This is a genomic window from Isoptericola sp. NPDC055881 (genome assembly GCF_053615895.1).
The window spans coordinates 54,173-68,997 of the sequence record NZ_JBSHCR010000012.1 but is presented as its reverse complement, the minus strand read 5'-3'; the positions used below and the strand labels follow the sequence as shown (position 1 = coordinate 68,997).

The 14,825-nt window shown below is 74.5% G+C and carries 15 protein-coding genes; 14 read left to right on the top strand and 1 reads right to left on the bottom strand.

The genetic code is table 11. The features are described from left to right. Positions 1-25: 25 nt before the first annotated feature. The 14 genes from ftsW to ACWGKI_RS06190 all read left to right on the top strand — a co-directional run bounded on the left by ftsW (position 26) and on the right by ACWGKI_RS06190 (position 13,720). A complete protein-coding gene (ftsW, locus tag ACWGKI_RS06255; protein WP_452185548.1) occupies positions 26-1,408 on the top strand; it encodes a putative lipid II flippase FtsW in 1,383 nt (460 codons plus the stop codon). A gap of 10 nt (positions 1,409-1,418) precedes the next feature. Then, positions 1,419-2,588, top strand: a complete 1,170-nt coding sequence (murG, locus tag ACWGKI_RS06250; protein WP_452185546.1) for an undecaprenyldiphospho-muramoylpentapeptide beta-N-acetylglucosaminyltransferase — start codon at positions 1,419-1,421, stop codon at positions 2,586-2,588. Next, the gene (murC, locus tag ACWGKI_RS06245) at positions 2,585-4,099 is read left to right on the top strand and encodes a UDP-N-acetylmuramate--L-alanine ligase (RefSeq protein WP_452185544.1); all 1,515 of its coding nucleotides are present in this window, start codon (positions 2,585-2,587) and stop codon (positions 4,097-4,099) included. Before murG ends, murC begins: the two co-directional genes overlap by 4 nt. A gap of 260 nt (positions 4,100-4,359) precedes the next feature. Next, positions 4,360-5,085: a cell division protein FtsQ/DivIB gene (locus ACWGKI_RS06240; protein WP_452185542.1), complete on the top strand. Its 726-nt coding sequence runs from the start codon at positions 4,360-4,362 to the stop codon at positions 5,083-5,085. A 211-nt stretch (positions 5,086-5,296) separates the two neighbouring features. Next, entirely contained in the window at positions 5,297-6,646 is a 1,350-nt protein-coding gene (gene ftsZ, locus ACWGKI_RS06235; protein WP_380241708.1) for a cell division protein FtsZ, read from the top strand. Positions 6,647-6,653: 7 nt separating this feature from the next. Then, complete coding sequence (gene pgeF / locus ACWGKI_RS06230) at positions 6,654-7,463, top strand: peptidoglycan editing factor PgeF (RefSeq protein ID WP_452185540.1); 810 nt, start codon at positions 6,654-6,656, stop codon at positions 7,461-7,463. A gap of 192 nt (positions 7,464-7,655) precedes the next feature. After that, positions 7,656-8,126: a cell division protein SepF gene (locus ACWGKI_RS06225; protein ID WP_380241713.1), complete on the top strand. Its 471-nt coding sequence runs from the start codon at positions 7,656-7,658 to the stop codon at positions 8,124-8,126. A 142-nt stretch (positions 8,127-8,268) separates the two neighbouring features. After that, on the top strand, positions 8,269-8,559 hold the full coding sequence (locus ACWGKI_RS06220; RefSeq protein WP_380241715.1) for a YggT family protein: 291 nt from the start codon (positions 8,269-8,271) through the stop codon (positions 8,557-8,559). A 191-nt stretch (positions 8,560-8,750) separates the two neighbouring features. Beyond that, entirely contained in the window at positions 8,751-9,383 is a 633-nt protein-coding gene (locus tag ACWGKI_RS06215; protein ID WP_380241718.1) for a DivIVA domain-containing protein, read from the top strand. A 157-nt stretch (positions 9,384-9,540) separates the two neighbouring features. Then, complete coding sequence (locus tag ACWGKI_RS06210; protein WP_380241720.1) at positions 9,541-10,002, top strand: TraR/DksA family transcriptional regulator; 462 nt, start codon at positions 9,541-9,543, stop codon at positions 10,000-10,002. Between the two features lie 76 nt (positions 10,003-10,078). Beyond that, positions 10,079-10,771, top strand: a complete 693-nt coding sequence (locus ACWGKI_RS06205; RefSeq protein ID WP_452185536.1) for a signal peptidase II — start codon at positions 10,079-10,081, stop codon at positions 10,769-10,771. Positions 10,772-10,773: 2 nt separating this feature from the next. Beyond that, positions 10,774-11,706 (top strand): RluA family pseudouridine synthase, encoded by a 933-nt coding sequence (locus ACWGKI_RS06200; protein WP_452185534.1) that lies wholly within the window; start codon positions 10,774-10,776, stop codon positions 11,704-11,706. A 50-nt stretch (positions 11,707-11,756) separates the two neighbouring features. Then, a complete protein-coding gene (locus tag ACWGKI_RS06195) occupies positions 11,757-11,888 on the top strand; it encodes a hypothetical protein (protein WP_380241726.1) in 132 nt (43 codons plus the stop codon). After that, the gene (locus tag ACWGKI_RS06190) at positions 11,885-13,720 is read left to right on the top strand and encodes a glycosyl hydrolase family 28-related protein (RefSeq protein ID WP_452185532.1); all 1,836 of its coding nucleotides are present in this window, start codon (positions 11,885-11,887) and stop codon (positions 13,718-13,720) included. Before ACWGKI_RS06195 ends, ACWGKI_RS06190 begins: the two co-directional genes overlap by 4 nt. Positions 13,721-13,774: 54 nt before the next feature. Here ACWGKI_RS06190 and ACWGKI_RS06185 read toward each other — a convergent pair whose 3' ends face one another. Further along, positions 13,775-14,743 (bottom strand): LacI family DNA-binding transcriptional regulator, encoded by a 969-nt coding sequence (locus tag ACWGKI_RS06185; RefSeq protein WP_452185530.1) that lies wholly within the window; start codon positions 14,741-14,743, stop codon positions 13,775-13,777. Positions 14,744-14,825 lie beyond the last annotated feature (82 nt).

Here is a 14,825-nt window from a genome sequence, read left to right as displayed (position 1 = left end):
CGCCACGCGAGCGAGGAGTGTCGGGATGGCGGTCACGACGGGCACCCGGCGCCCCCGCGCAGCCGCAGGGCAGCAGGCGAAGGGCCAGGCGAAGGGCTCGGTCCGGGGCGCTGCCAGGACCTCCTCGAAGTCGTCCGTCAGGTCCTCGGCCAGGTCTGCCACGAAGCGCTCGGCCGACCGGCCGTGGCTCGGGCAGTGGAACTCCACCGTCACGAGCTACTACCTGCTGGTCGGCGCGACCGGCCTGCTGCTCGTCATCGGGCTCGTCATGGTGCTGTCCAGCTCGACGGTGACGTCGATCGCCGAGGGCGGTTCGCCCTACACCGCCTTCGTCAACCAGGCGCGCTACGCGCTCATCGGGCTGCCGCTCATGCTCCTCGCCGCCCGGCTGCCCGTGCGCTGGTACAAGCGGCTGGCCTGGCCCGCGCTGATCGTCGCCCTCGGCCTCCTCGCGGCGGTGCTGTTCTTCGGGACGGCGGTCAACGGCAACCAGAACTGGCTGCCGCTGGGCCCGGTCCGGATCCAGCCGTCGGAGCTGGCGAAGCTCGCGCTCGCCGTGTGGCTGGGCGCGGTGCTGGGGCGCAAGCAGCGTCTGCTGGGCAGCTGGGCGCAGGCGCTCGTCCCGGGCGCGCTCGGGCTCGCGGCCGTCCTTGGTCTGGTGATGATGGGCCACGACCTCGGTACGGCGCTCATCATCGCGCTGCTGGGGCTGGGCGCGTACTGGGTCTCGGGCGCACCGGCCTCGATGCTCGCCCTGGGCGGGGCGGGCGCGGCGCTCCTCGTGGGCTGGGCGTTCATCGTCAACCAGGGCAGCTCCGACCGGCTCGACCGCATCCTCGCGACCTACGGCTCCGCGTGCGACGCCGCGAGCGAGTGCTACCAGTCGATCCACGGCCTCTACGGGCTGGCGACGGGCGGCCTGTTCGGGGTCGGCCTCGGTGCCAGCCGCGAGAAGTGGAAGTACCTGCCCGAGGCGCACAACGACTTCATCTTCTCGGTGATCGGTGAGGAGCTCGGCCTGCTGGGCACCCTGCTGGTGCTCGCGCTGTTCGCGGTGCTCGGGGTCGCGATGGCACGGGTCGTGCGCCGGCACCCCGACCCGTTCGTGAAGATCACCACCGCGGCGGTGGGCTGCTGGGTCGTGGGCCAGGCGTTCGTCAACATCGGGGTCGTCACCGCGGTCCTGCCCGTCATCGGCGTCCCGCTGCCCCTGGTGTCGGCGGGCGGCTCCGCCCTGATCACGACCATGATGGCGCTCGGCATGGTGATCAGCTTCGCGCGGACCGAGCCGGGCGCCGCGGAGGCGCTGGCGGCCCGCCGCAGCGTCGTGCGCAGGTCCGTGGCCGTGCTCTCGCGCCGAGGGCGCCGCGGGGGAGAACCGGGCCGGGACGTCCGCCCCGGCCGATAGGGTCCTCGGTGTGAAGAGCTCTGCAGTCACGTCCGTCGTCCTCGCCGGGGGCGGCACCGCCGGCCACGTCAACCCCCTCCTCGCCGTCGCGGACGAGCTCCGCGCCCGGGAGCCGGAGGCCAGGATCCTCGCCCTCGGCACCACGTCCGGGCTCGAGGCCGAACTCGTCCCGGAGCGCGGCTACCGGCTGTGGCCCGTGCCCCGGGTGCCGCTCCCGCGCCGGCCGAGCGTCGACCTGCTGCGGCTGCCCGGCCGGCTCAGCGCCGCCGTGAAGGCCGCCGAGGCCGCGATCGACGAGATCGGCGCCCAGGCGGTCGTGGGCTTCGGCGGGTACGTCTCGACGCCCGCCTACCTCGCCGCGCGGCGCAAGGGCGTCCCGGTCGTGATCCACGAGCAGAACGCGCGCCCCGGTCTGGCCAACAAGCTCGGCGCCCGCTGGGCGGCACGCGTCGGCGCCACGTTCCCGGGCACCACGCTGCCCGGTGCGCAGGTCGTGGGCCTGCCGCTGCGGGCCGAGATCGCCGACCTCGTCGCCCGCCGCGACGCCGACCCGGTGGGCGCGCGCGTGCAGGCGGCGGACGCCCTGGGTCTCGACCCGGCGCTGCCGACGCTCGTCGTCACGGGGGGCTCCTCGGGTGCGGCCTCGGTGAACGCGGCGCTGGCCGGCGCGGTCGACGCGCTGCTGGGCGCCGGCGTGCAGGTGCTCCACCTCACCGGGAAGGGCAAGGACGGCCCGGTCCGCACGGTGGTCGAGACGGCCACCGTGGCGGGGGCCCACGAGGCCGCGCGCTACCAGGTGCGCGAGTACCTCTCCGAGATGCAGCTCGCGCTCGCGGCCGCCGACCTGGTCGTCGCCCGGTCCGGCGCGGGCACCGTCTGCGAGCTCGCCGCGCTCGGCGTCCCGGCGGTCTACGTGCCGCTGCCCGTCGGGAACGGGGAGCAGCGTCTCAACGCCGCCCCGCTCGTCGACGCGGGCGGCGGGCTGCTGGTCGACGACGCCGACCTCACGTCCGCCTGGGTCGCCCAGCACGTGCCGGCGCTCCTGGCCGACCGGCCGCGCCTCGAGGCGATGGCGGCCGCGGCGCGCACGACCGGTGTGCGCGACGGCGCCGCCCGCGTGGCGGACCTCGTGGCGGAGGCCGTCGCGGCGGCCCCCTCGGCCGCCGGGGGACAGGCATGAGCGCGGCGGCACCTGGGGTGCTGCCCGTCGAGGCGCTCGGACGCGTCCACCTCGTCGGGGTGGGAGGCGCGGGCGTCTCGGTGGTCGCCCGGCTGCTCGCGGCGCGCGGCGCCGACGTCCAGGGCTCGGACGCCGCCGCCGGTCCGGCGCTCGAGGCGCTGCGCGAGGACGGCGTGCGGGTCTGGGTCGGTCACGACGCCGCGCACGTCGTGGGACCGGACGGTGCGCCGCTGGTCGACACCGTCGTCGTGTCCTCGGCCGTGCGGGAGACGAACCCCGAGCTGGCGGCGGCCCGCGCCGCGGGTGTCCGGGTGCTGCACCGCTCGCAGGCGCTCGCCTCCCTGATGCTGGACCGGCGCGCCGTCGCCGTCGCCGGGGCGCACGGCAAGACCACGACGTCGGCGATGGTCGCCACCGTGCTGCGTGCCTGCGGCGTGGACGCGTCGTTCGCCATCGGCGGGACGGTGCGGGTCCGCGACGCCGAGGGCCACGAGAGCGCCGTCCCGGGCGGCCGGCTGGGCTCCTCGGACGTGCTCGTCGCGGAGGCGGACGAGTCCGACGGCTCGTTCCTCAACTACGCGCCGACGGTCGCGGTCGTGACCAACGTCGAGCCCGACCACCTTGACCACTACGGGTCGCGCGAGGCGTTCGAGCAAGCCTTCGAGGAGTTCGCCGGCCGGATCGTGCCGGGCGGCACGCTCGTGGCGTGCGCGGACGACGCCGGGTCGGCCGCGCTCGCGCGGACGCACCGGGAGTCGGGGCGGACGGTGGTCACGTACGGCGAGGCAGCCGCCGCCGACGTCCGCGTGCGCGACGTCGAGGTCGGCGCCGGGACCGTGTCCGCCGTCGTGTCGGGAGGGCCGCTGGGCGAGGACGCGCACGTGCTCCGCCTCGCCGTCCCGGGGGCGCACAACGCCCTCAACGCCACGGCTGCCGTCGTGACCGCGGTGCTGCTCGGGGCGGAGCCGGCAGCGGCGGTCGCGGGTGCCGCGACCTTCGTGGGCACCGGGCGCCGCTTCGAGCCCAAGGGCGAGGCCGACGGCGTCCGGGTCTACGACAGCTACGACCACCACCCCACCGAGGTGGCCGCGCTGCTGCGTGCGGCGCGACCCCTGGCGGGCGACGGGCGCATCGTCGTCCTCTTCCAGCCGCACCTCTACTCGCGCACCCGCATCTTCGCGGACCGCTTCGCCGCCGCCCTGGCGCTCGCGGACGAGGTGGTCGTCACCGGGATCTACCGGGCGCGCGAGGACGTGGACCCGTCCGTCGGGCCGCGGACGATCACGGACCTGCTGGAGCGGACGGGGTCCGGCGGAGGGGTGCACGCCGTCGAGGACCGGCTCGAGGCGGCGCACGTGACCTCCGCGCTGGCCCGGCCCGGCGACCTGGTGCTGACCGTGGGCGCCGGAGACGTGACCGAGCTCGGCCCCGTGATCCTCGCGGACCTGGCCGCGAGGCGGCCCGGCGTGGCGTCGCCCTCCGTCCCGTCCCGCGACGAGAGCATGGGGTGATGCGACCGCCAGCCCGCCCGCGCCCGACGCCACGCACCACGTCGTCGGGACCTCGGACGGGTGCGGCCGGAGGACCGGCGCCGCGCCGGCGCCCGGCGACGGGAGCCACCCCGGCGACCTCGGCGCGGACGACAGCCCCGGCCGCACCGACGGCGCCGACGGCGCAGGTCCGGACGCCCGCCGCCCGCCCCGACGGCGCGCATGGCCCCCGCACCGCGGCGACAGCGGTCGTCCCGGTGGGGCAGGAGGTCCCGCCGCGCGTGTCCACCCAGATGGCGGACCGGCTCGCCGAGCGGACCGCGATGCGCCGGCACCGCGCCTGGCGGCGTGTGCTCGGGTGGGTCGTCGCCGTCGTCGTCGTGGTCGCCCTGGGCGTCGCCGCCCTGTGGTCCCCTGTGCTGGCGCTGGAGAAGGCGCAGGTGTCCGTCTCGGGGGTGAACCAGTACGTCGACCCGGCGGCCGTCCGGGAGATCGTCGAGGAGCCGGTCGGCACGCCCCTGCCGCGGCTCGACACCGTGGCGCTGCGTGAGCAGCTGCTCCGGCTGCGGGGCGTGAAGGACGTGCGCATCGCGCGCTCGTGGCCCCACGGCCTCGCCGTCGAGGTGACGCCACGGGTGCCCGTGGCGGCGGTCCCCGACGGCGACGAGCTGGCCCTCCTCGACTCGTCGGGAGCACGCGTCGCGACGCGCCCCTCGGCTCCGCAGGGGCTCCCGCAGGTCGACGTCCCGCTCGACGACGCCCTGGCGCTCCAGGCGGCGCTGCACGTCCTCGCCGCGCTGCCGCCGGGTCTCGCGAAGCAGGTCCAGCAGGTGAGCGCGGACACGCAGGACGCCGTCGAGACGGTGCTCGACGACGGCACCACCGTCGTGTGGGGCGGGAGCTCGCAGCTGCCCCTCAAGGTCGAGGCGGTGCGCACGCTGCGCAAGCTGGCCGACGGCGCCCGCACGATCGACGTGTCGTCGCCCGAGCTGCCGGTGACCCGGTGACCCCGGTGCCCCGGCAGCGCAAGCACCGGGCGCGCGCGACACGCCGAGAGACGTCCGGCGCCGGGCCCGGCGCGACGCCTACCGTCGATCGCAGCAGCAACCTGACATAACTCTAACCCTCAACTCGAACCTTAAGGTTAGCCCTGCGGGAGCGACGAGGGGGAGCGAGGACCGGACGTCGGGGACCAGGAACGACCCGAGAGGCAACGACGTGGCAACTCCGCAGAACTACCTGGCAGTGATCAAGGTGGTCGGTATCGGCGGTGGCGGCGTGAACGCCGTGAACCGCATGATCGAGGTCGGGCTCAAGGGTGTCGAGTTCATCGCCATCAACACCGACGCCCAGGCGCTGCTGATGTCGGACGCCGACGTCAAGCTCGACGTCGGTCGTGAGCTCACCCGTGGCCTGGGCGCCGGCGCCGACCCCGAGGTGGGCAAGAAGGCGGCCGAGGACCACGCCGAGGAGATCGAGGACGTCCTGCGCGGCGCCGACATGGTCTTCGTGACGGCGGGCGAGGGCGGCGGCACCGGCACCGGCGGCGCACCCGTCGTGGCCCGCATCGCGCGCTCGCTCGGCGCCCTGACCGTGGGCGTCGTGACGCGACCGTTCACGTTCGAGGGTCGCCGGCGCTCCGTGCAGGCCGAGCAGGGCATCGAGACCCTCCGCGAGGAGGTCGACACCCTCATCGTCATCCCGAACGACCGGCTGCTGTCGATGTCGGACCGGACCGTCTCGGCGATCGCCGCGTTCCACTCCGCCGACCAGGTGCTGCACTCCGGTGTCCAGGGCATCACGGACCTCATCACGACCCCGGGCCTGATCAACCTCGACTTCGCGGACGTGAAGTCCGTGATGCAGGGGGCGGGCTCCGCGCTCATGGGCATCGGCTCGGCCAGGGGAGAGGACCGCGCCGTCCAGGCGGCCGAGCTCGCGATCTCCTCCCCGCTGCTCGAGGCGTCGATCGACGGGGCGCACGGCGTGCTGCTCTCGATCCAGGGCGGCAGCGACATCGGCCTGTTCGAGGTGCACGAGGCGGCGCGCCTGGTCCAGGAGGCGGCGCACTCCGAGGCCAACATCATCTTCGGCACGGTCATCGACGACGCGCTGGGCGACGAGGTGCGCGTCACCGTCATCGCCGCCGGGTTCGACGGTGGCGTGCCGCAGACGCGCAAGGACGGCCGGGGTCTCGGGCAGATCGCCGGGGCCACCCCCCGGCCGGCGGCCTCCGGCGACGGGGCGGCCACGACCGTGCCCGTGCCGCCGCCCGGCGTGCAGACGGCGCCCCCGCGCCCGCCGCAGCCGACCACCCAGTCGGTGCCCGCGGCGAACGTCCGGCCGCGGCCGATCCCGGCCGAGCCCGACGACGTGCCCGTCAGCCTCGACGCGCCGCCGGCGCCGCCCGCCGGTGCCCGCCCGTCGGAGGCGCGCCGGCCGTTCACCGTGGTCGAGGACGCCGAGGGCGAGGGCGTCACGGTGGAGCGCCCCGTCGAGGTCCCCCGGCTGTTCGACGAGCCCCGTCGCCCCGCCGAGGAGCTCGACGTGCCCGACTTCCTCAAGTGAGCGCGGAGTGAGCGGGACGGTCGGCTGGGCCCAGGAGGCGTTGTTGCCGGCGCAGTTCGGCGCGGGGCTGCTGCGCGTGGACCTCGGGGAGGGCGTCGTGGCGGGCTTCACCACGCGCCACGGCGGGGTGTCGCCCGCCCCGTGGTCCTCGCTGGACCTGGGCACGTCGACCGGTGACGACCCGGTGCGCGTGCGGGAGAACCGCGCACGCCTGGGGGAGTGGGTCGGCGCGCCGGTGGCGTTCGCCGCACAGGTGCACGGCGACCACGTGCTGGACCTCGGTGCCCCCGAGCTGGCGGAGTGGTCGTCGCCCGAGCCCCCGGCCGCGGCGGGCGAGGCCGACGCCATGGTCACCGCTCAGCCGGGCCTCGCGCTCGGGGTGCTGGTGGCGGACTGCGTGCCGGTGGTGCTCGCCGACCCGGTCGCCCGGGTCGTCGGCGTGGCGCACGCCGGGCGCAAGGGCGTCGTGGCCGGTGTCGTGCACCGGGTCCTGGACGGCATGCTCGCGCGGGGGGCCAGCGTGCAGGACCTGCGGGCCGCCGTCGGGCCCGCGGTCTGCGGGTCGTGCTACGAGGTGCCCGCCGAGATGCGCGCGGACGTGGCCGGCGTCGTCCCCGAGACGTGGTCGACCACGGAGGCGGGCACGCCCGCCCTGGACCTGCCGGCCGGGGTGCTCGCCCAGCTGGCCGCCCGGGGGGTCGACGCGATGCGGGTGGACCGGTGCACGCTCACGGACGCCGACCTCTACTCCCACCGCCGTGCCACCGCCCAGGGCGCGACGACGGGACGACAGGCCGGCGTCGTCGTCCTGACCTGACGTGACCCGACGAGCGTGACCTGGCCCGACCTGGCCCGACCTGGCCCGACATGACCCGACCTGACCGGGACGGACACGCCTCGCGGGGACGACACACCGGCGTGTCGTGCGTCGATGCCGCCACGGGCGTGGTTAACGTCGTGACACCGCCCTGGACGGAGGGTGGGACGTGGCGACGAACGGAGCAAGGCGATGGGCGGAGCGCTTCGCAAGACGATGCTGTACCTGGGGCTCGCCGACGACCAGGGGGAGTCGGAGGAGTACCTCGACGAGTACGAGGAGCTGGAGGCACCGGTGCGCGACCGTGACGACTACCAGGCGCAGGTCACCCCGCTGCACCGCGGCGGTGCGAGCGAGTCGGTGATCGCGTCCGACCTGCGGCGGATCACCACCATCCACCCGCGCTCGTACAACGACGCCCGCACGATCGGCGAGGCGTTCCGTGGCGGCACGCCCGTCATCATGAACCTGTCGGACATGGACGACGCGGACGCCAAGCGTCTCGTCGACTTCTCCGCGGGCCTCATCTTCGGCCTTCGTGGGTCGATCGAGCGCGTCACGAACAAGGTCTTCCTGCTCTCGCCCGAGCACGTCGAGATCTCGGGCGAGGAGCCGCCGGCGGAGAAGGCTCCCGGCCGCGGGGCGTTCTACAACCAGAGCTGAGCGACCGCAGCGGCCACGCACCACCCCACCGGCGCACCGGTCCTGCCGGTCACGTCGACGGATCCGTCCGGCCAGGGCCGGGGCAGTCTGCCCCGGCCCTGCCTCGTGCTCGCCCTGCCTCGTGCTCGGGTAGGTTCGACCCGTGAACGCAGTGTTTACCCTCATCGGCTTCCTCCTCGGCCTCTTCCTGCTGTGCCTCGTCGTGCGCCTGGTGTTCGACTGGGTGCAGTTCTTCGCGCGGGACTGGCGACCTCGTGGGGTGATGCTGGTCATCGCGGAGGCCGTGTACACGGTCACCGACCCGCCGCTCCGCGCGCTGCGCAGGGTGATCCCGCCCCTGACGCTCGGGCAGGTCCGCCTCGACCTGGCGTTCCTGATCCTGTTCATCGGCACCTCGATCCTCCAGCAGGTGTTCCTCGGCCTCGGCCGGTGACATCCCTGTGACAGGCCGGTGACCTTCGGCAGGGTGACTCTCGCCACCCTGCTGACGTGTGAAGACGTGGTGAGGGCGGCACGACCGGGCCTTGTCGGGCAGGTCGCCCCGCACCGTGTCCGCTACCGTGGTCATCCAGACGGCCCGTGACCCGGGTCCCCGACGACCCTGCAAGACGATGAGGTGAGACGATGGCGCTGCTGACGGCAGAGGACATCCTGAACAAGAAGTTCGCCGCGACCAAGTTCCGTGAGGGCTACGACGTCGAAGAGGTGGACGACTTCCTCGACGAGGTCGTGCGGACGCTCACGGCGGTCCAGGAAGAGAACGACGACCTGCGTTCGAAGCTGACGGCGGCGGAGCACCGCGTCGCCGAGCTGAGCCGCTCGGACGCGGCGCAGCAGTCCCAGCCGACGCCCACCCCCGCGCCCAGCCCGGCCCCCGTGCCGGCCCCGGCGGCGTCCAAGCAGCAGCCGGCGGAGCCCGAGTCTGCGACGGGCATGCTCCAGCTGGCCCAGAAGCTGCACGACGACTACGTGCGGTCCGGTCAGGAAGAGGGCGACCGTCTCATCTCGGAGGCGAAGTCCGAGGGCTCGCGCATCGTCCGCGAGGCGGAGGAGACCAGCCACCGCACGCTGTCCCAGCTCGAGCAGGAGCGTTCGCTCCTCGAGCGCAAGATCGACGAGCTGCGCCTCTTCGAGCGCGACTACCGCACGCGTCTCAAGAGCTTCCTGCAGAACCTGCTGGGCGACCTCGACGCCCGCGGCTCGGCCCTGCCTCCTCAGCGGCAGAACGCCAACGCCGGCCGCGGATCGGAGCTCTGAGCGGGGCCCGTCACCCCGCGCACCGGGCTCTCTCGCCCCGTCTCACCCCGAGCGGCCCGCACGACATGCACGCCACCCCGCGCGTGCTGTTGTGCGGGCCGCTCGTCGCACTTACGCTTCGGTGACTCGTCGTCGACGCACCAAAGAAAGGGCACCGATGGCCAAGCTCTCGACCACCACCCGCGCGGCCTTGCGCGAGAACTTCCCGCACCTCACGCGGGACGTGAAGTCGTTCCCGGTCCGTGACGGCGAGGAGCCCTGGACCCTGCACGAGGTGGAGGAGCTGGCAGCCTTCCTGCTCGAGGACAAGGAGCGTCTCGAGCGCGAGCTCGCCGTCGCCGACCAGGAGCTGTCCGACCTGCTGCGCAACTCCGGCGACGGCGCGGGCGACGACCAGGCCGACTACGGCTCGAGCGCCCTCGAGCGCGAGCAGGAGCTGACGCTCGTCAACAACATGCGCGACCTGCTGGCGCAGACGACGCACGCCGTCGACCGCATCCGCAAGGGCACCTACGCCACGTGCGAGATCACCGGGCTGCCCATCGGCAAGGCGCGGCTGCAGGCGTTCCCGCGGGCGACGCTGTCCGTCGAGGCGAAGGCGCGCGAGGAGCGTCGCTGACCCTCCCCGGGTGGCCGGGGACCGGATCGGGCCGAGCGGTCCTGCGGCAGGCGCGGTCCGCCTAGACTGGCCGACGATGTCGACCACGCCCGCCGGCTCCGCCCCGGCCCCCGAGCCCGCGCCGCGCGACGGCGCCCCCGAGTCGCCCGCGACCGGTGCGCCCACCGACCACGGCCCGGAGGGCACCGCCGCGCCCGCCGCGGCGACGGACGCTCCGGTGTCCGCTGAGCGCCGCCGTCGTCTGGTGATCTGGACCTTCGCCCTGGCAGCCGTGGTGCTGCTGGTGGACCAGCTGACCAAGTGGTGGGCGGAGTCGACGCTCGTGCTCGGCGCCGAGCCGTCCCCGCTGCTCGGTGAGCTCCTGCAGCTGCGTCTCATCTACAACGACGGCGCCGCGCTGTCGATCGCCTCGGGCATGACGTGGATCCTCACGATCGTCGTGATCGTCGTCGTGGTGGTCATCGTGCGCGCCATCCGCCGCATCGGCTCGGTCGGCTGGGCGGTGGCGCTCGGCCTGCTGCTGGGCGGGGCGCTGGGGAACCTCGGCGACCGGCTCTTCCGTCAGCCGGGCGTCGGTCGCGGCTGGGTGGTCGACTTCATCGACTACGGCGTCTTCGTCGGGAACGTCGCGGACATCGCCATCGTGGCGGCGGCCGCGCTCATCGTCATCCTGTCGTTCCTCGGGATCGGCCTGGACGGGCGACGGCACGTCGAGACGACCGGCGACCAGCCTGCTCGCAGCGCCGACGCCGCGGACGAGGAGCGCTGACGGTGTCGACGCGGACGCTGCCCGTCCCGGACGGCCTGGCGGGCGAACGGGTCGACGCGGCCCTCGCCCGGATGCTCGGGTTCTCCCGCACCCAGGCGGCCGAGCTCGCCTCGTCGGGCGCGGTCCTGCTGGACGGCCGCGAGGTCGGCAAGTCCGACCGCGTCGTGGCCGGGGGGTGGCTCGAGGTCACCGTGCCCGACGCGCGGCCCGCGGCCGCTGCCGTCGTCGCGGAGCCCGTCCCCGGGATGTCGATCGCGTACGAGGACGACGACGTGGTGGTCGTCGACAAGCCGGTCGGGGTGGCGGCGCACCCGTCGCCGGGCTGGACCGGCCCCACGGTGGTCGGCGCGCTCGCGGCGGCGGGCTACCGGATCGCGACCTCCGGCGCGGCGGAGCGCCAGGGCATCGTGCACCGCCTCGACGTCGGCACGTCGGGCCTCATGGCCGTCGCCAAGAGCGAGGCGGCCTACACCGGCCTCAAGCGCGCGTTCAAGGAGCGCACGGTCGAGAAGGTCTACCACGCCCTCGCCCAGGGGCACCCCGAGCCGACCACGGGCACGATCGACGCCCCGATCGGCCGGCACCCCAGCGCCGACTACCGGTTCGCCGTCGTGGCGGACGGCAAGCACTCGGTCACCCACTACGAGGTGCTCGAGATGCTGCCCGCCGCGTCGCTGGTGGAGGTGCACCTCGAGACAGGTCGCACGCACCAGATCCGGGTGCACTTCCAGGCGGTGCGCCACCCGCTGGTGGGCGACCTCACCTACGGCGCCGATCCCGTCCTCGCGTCGAAGGTCGGGCTCCGGCGCCAGTGGCTGCACGCCGTCCGGCTGGGGTTCGAGCACCCGCTCACGGGCCGCTGGGTGGAGGTCGGCAGCGAGTACCCCGACGACCTGGCGCACGCGCTCGAGGTCGTCCGCGGCGCGTACGCGTAGCCGCTGCTCTTGTCCTGCGACGCTCCACGCCCTAGCGTTCGTCGGGACGGGTGACACGAGTCACTCGCGACCTCGACGAGGAGGACGCATGGCAGCACACCCCGCGCCGGGCCACCCGGCGCCGGTACGTCCACGTCGGCACCGGCTCGCGCCGGTCGTCGCAGCAGGAGCAGCACTCGTGACGATCGTGGCCGGGACGTCCGGCGCCCAGGCAGCCCCGGCCCAGCGGATCGACCCGAAGCACCCGGACCTCGGCCCGAACGTCACGGTCTTCGGGCCCGAGACCCCGCAGTCCGAGATCCAGGCGACGATGGACGCGCTGCACGCGCGGCTGGTCGACGCCGAGATGACCACCGAGCGGCAGGCCGTGTACTTCCTGCCCGGTACCTACGGCTCGGCCGCCGACCCGTTGCAGGTCAACGTCGGCTACTACACCGAGGTCGCCGGCCTCGGCGCCTCGCCCGAGGACGTCACGATCGACGGGGCGGTCGAGGTGCGCAACCGCTGCCTCGGCGACGACGCGAACCCGAACTGCATCGCCCTCGTCAACTTCTGGCGGACGATCTCCAACCTCTCCCTCGACGTGGACACGGCGGGCCAGGGCGGCTGCGAGGCGACGGCGAACTTCTGGGCCGTGTCGCAGGCGGTCTCCATGCGGCGGCTCGACGTCCGCGGGCCGCTGTCGCTCATGGACTACTGCACCGCCGGCCCGCAGTACGCCAGCGGCGGCTTCATCGCCGACTCCCGGTTCGACAGCCCGGTGGTCAACGGCTCGCAGCAGCAGTGGCTCACGCGCAACAGCGAGCTGGGCGGCGGCTGGTCGAACGGCGTGTGGAACCAGGTCTTCTCGGGGGTCGAGGGGGCGCCGAGCGAGGCGGGCTTCCCGGCCCAGCCGTACACCGTGCTGGGCGAGACCCCGACGAGCCGGGAGAAGCCCTACCTGTTCGTCGACGACCAGGGCCGGTACAACGTGCGGGTCCCGGCGGCGCAGCACGACAGCAGCGGCGTGTCCTGGTCCGACGGGACCACGCCCGGCCGGACCGTGCCGATCACCGACTTCTACATCGCGCGCCCGGGCGACTCGGCGACGCGGATCAACGCCGAGCTCGCGCGCGGCAAGAACCTGCTGCTCACGCCGGGCGTCTACGACGTGGACCGCAGCCTCCGGGTGATGCGCGCCGACACCGTCGTGCTCGGCATGGGGCACGCGACGCTGACGTCGGTCGACGGGGCGGTGCCGCTGGAGGTCGGGGACGTCCCGGGTGCGGTCGTCGCAGGGGTGACGATCGACGCGGGCCCCGAGCGGTCGCCCGCGCTCCTGCGGGTCGGCAAGGCGCACGGCAACAACCACCGCTCGGACCCCGCGAACCCCGTCACCCTCTCGGACGTCTACTTCCGCGTGGGTGGCCCGCACGTCGGGCGCACGGACGTCGCGCTCGAGGTGAACGCGGACGACGTGCTGATCGACCACACCTGGGTCTGGCGCGCGGACCACGGCGTGGAAGGGTTCGCCACCGACGGCTCGGCGGGGGTCAACGGCGACACCGAGCGGTGGCGCACCAACACGGCCCGCAACGGCGTCGTCGTCAACGGCGACCGGGTGACCGCGACCGGCCTGTTCGTCGAGCACTTCCAGGAGCACAACACGGCCTGGAACGGCGAGGACGGCACGGTGGTGCTGTACCAGAACGAGCTGCCCTACGACCCGCCCACGCAGGCCGACTGGACCCAGCCGGACGGGACGCTCGGCTGGGCCGGGTACAAGGTCGGTGACGACGTCCGCCGGCACCGGCTCTTCGGCGGCGGGGTGTACGTGTTCAACCAGAACAACCCCGCGATCGTGACCGAGGACGGGTTCTCGGTGCCTGAGCGGCCGGGTGTCCGGCTGCACCACCTCATGACGGTCAACCTCAGTGCCGGCACCATCGACCACGTCGTCAACGGCGTGGGCGACGCGGTGCCGCCGTCGTCCTCCGGCTCGCCGGAGTACCTGGCCGACTACCCGGCACCCTGACGCAGGGACCGCCGCCTGCGGTCGCACGGCCCTGGTGGTCGTGCGACCGCAGGATCAGGCCGAGCCGCGGACGACCACGCGAGCGGGGTCGTGCGGCCACGGCGGTGCCACGACGCCGTCCAGCGCCGCGAGCACGCTCGCGGCGAGGTGGTCCGACTGCGGCCCCACCGGCTGGGCGACGGTGGTGAGCGGAGGGGAGGCGACCCGCCCGGCGGGTGCGTCGTCGACCCCGATCACCGCGAGCCGGCCGGGGACCGTGAGCCCCGTCTCGCGTGCCCCCGCCACCACCGCCAGCGCCAGGTCGTCGTTGTACGCCACGACGCCCGTGACGCCCTGGCCGTGCCAGTCCCGCACGGCGCGGGTGGCGGCCTCGTCCGGGCGCACGACCGTGCGCAGGGGCGGGCGGAGACCGCGTCGCGCGCACGCGTCGCGCGCGCCGGCGACGCGGAGGTCGGCGAACCGGCTCAGCCGCGCGTCGTCGGTCGTGGCGACCGCGAGGCGCTCGTGCCCGGCGGCGGCCAGGTGGTCCACCTGCAGCGCCGCGATGCCGCGCTGCGAGCGGTCGAAGGCGTCGTCGTCGGCAGGCTGGGCGGCGCCGACCACCTGGATTCCGGCGCGCTCCATCGCCGCCACGTCCGCGGCGGAGAAGGGGGCGAGGCCGACCACCGCCCGGGGCGTCACCGCTCGCCACAGGTCGGCGAGGTCGCGCGAGCCCCGGTGGTGGTGCACGAGGACGAAGAGCCCGCGGGCGGCGAGGACGTCGGTGAGGTGGTCGAGCACGGAGTCCACGACCGGGCCCGTCGGCCAGTCCGGCAGCACGCAGACCACGAGGTCGCTGCGGCCACGCCGGAGGGTGCGGGCCGCGGCGGACGGGGCGTACCCCAGGCGGGCGGCCGCGGCATGGATGCGCGCGCGCGTCGCCTCGGAGACCGAGGCTCCCGGAGTGTCGTTGAGCACGTAGCTGACGGTGGTCCTGGACACCCCGGCCGCGCGCGCGACGTCGGAGCTGGTCACTCCCGGCACTGGGCCTCCTCGCGGTGTCGGCGGTCGCCAGCACTGTATCGGGGGTCGCCCGGGAGTCGTCACCGGGACGTCGGTGGGGCGA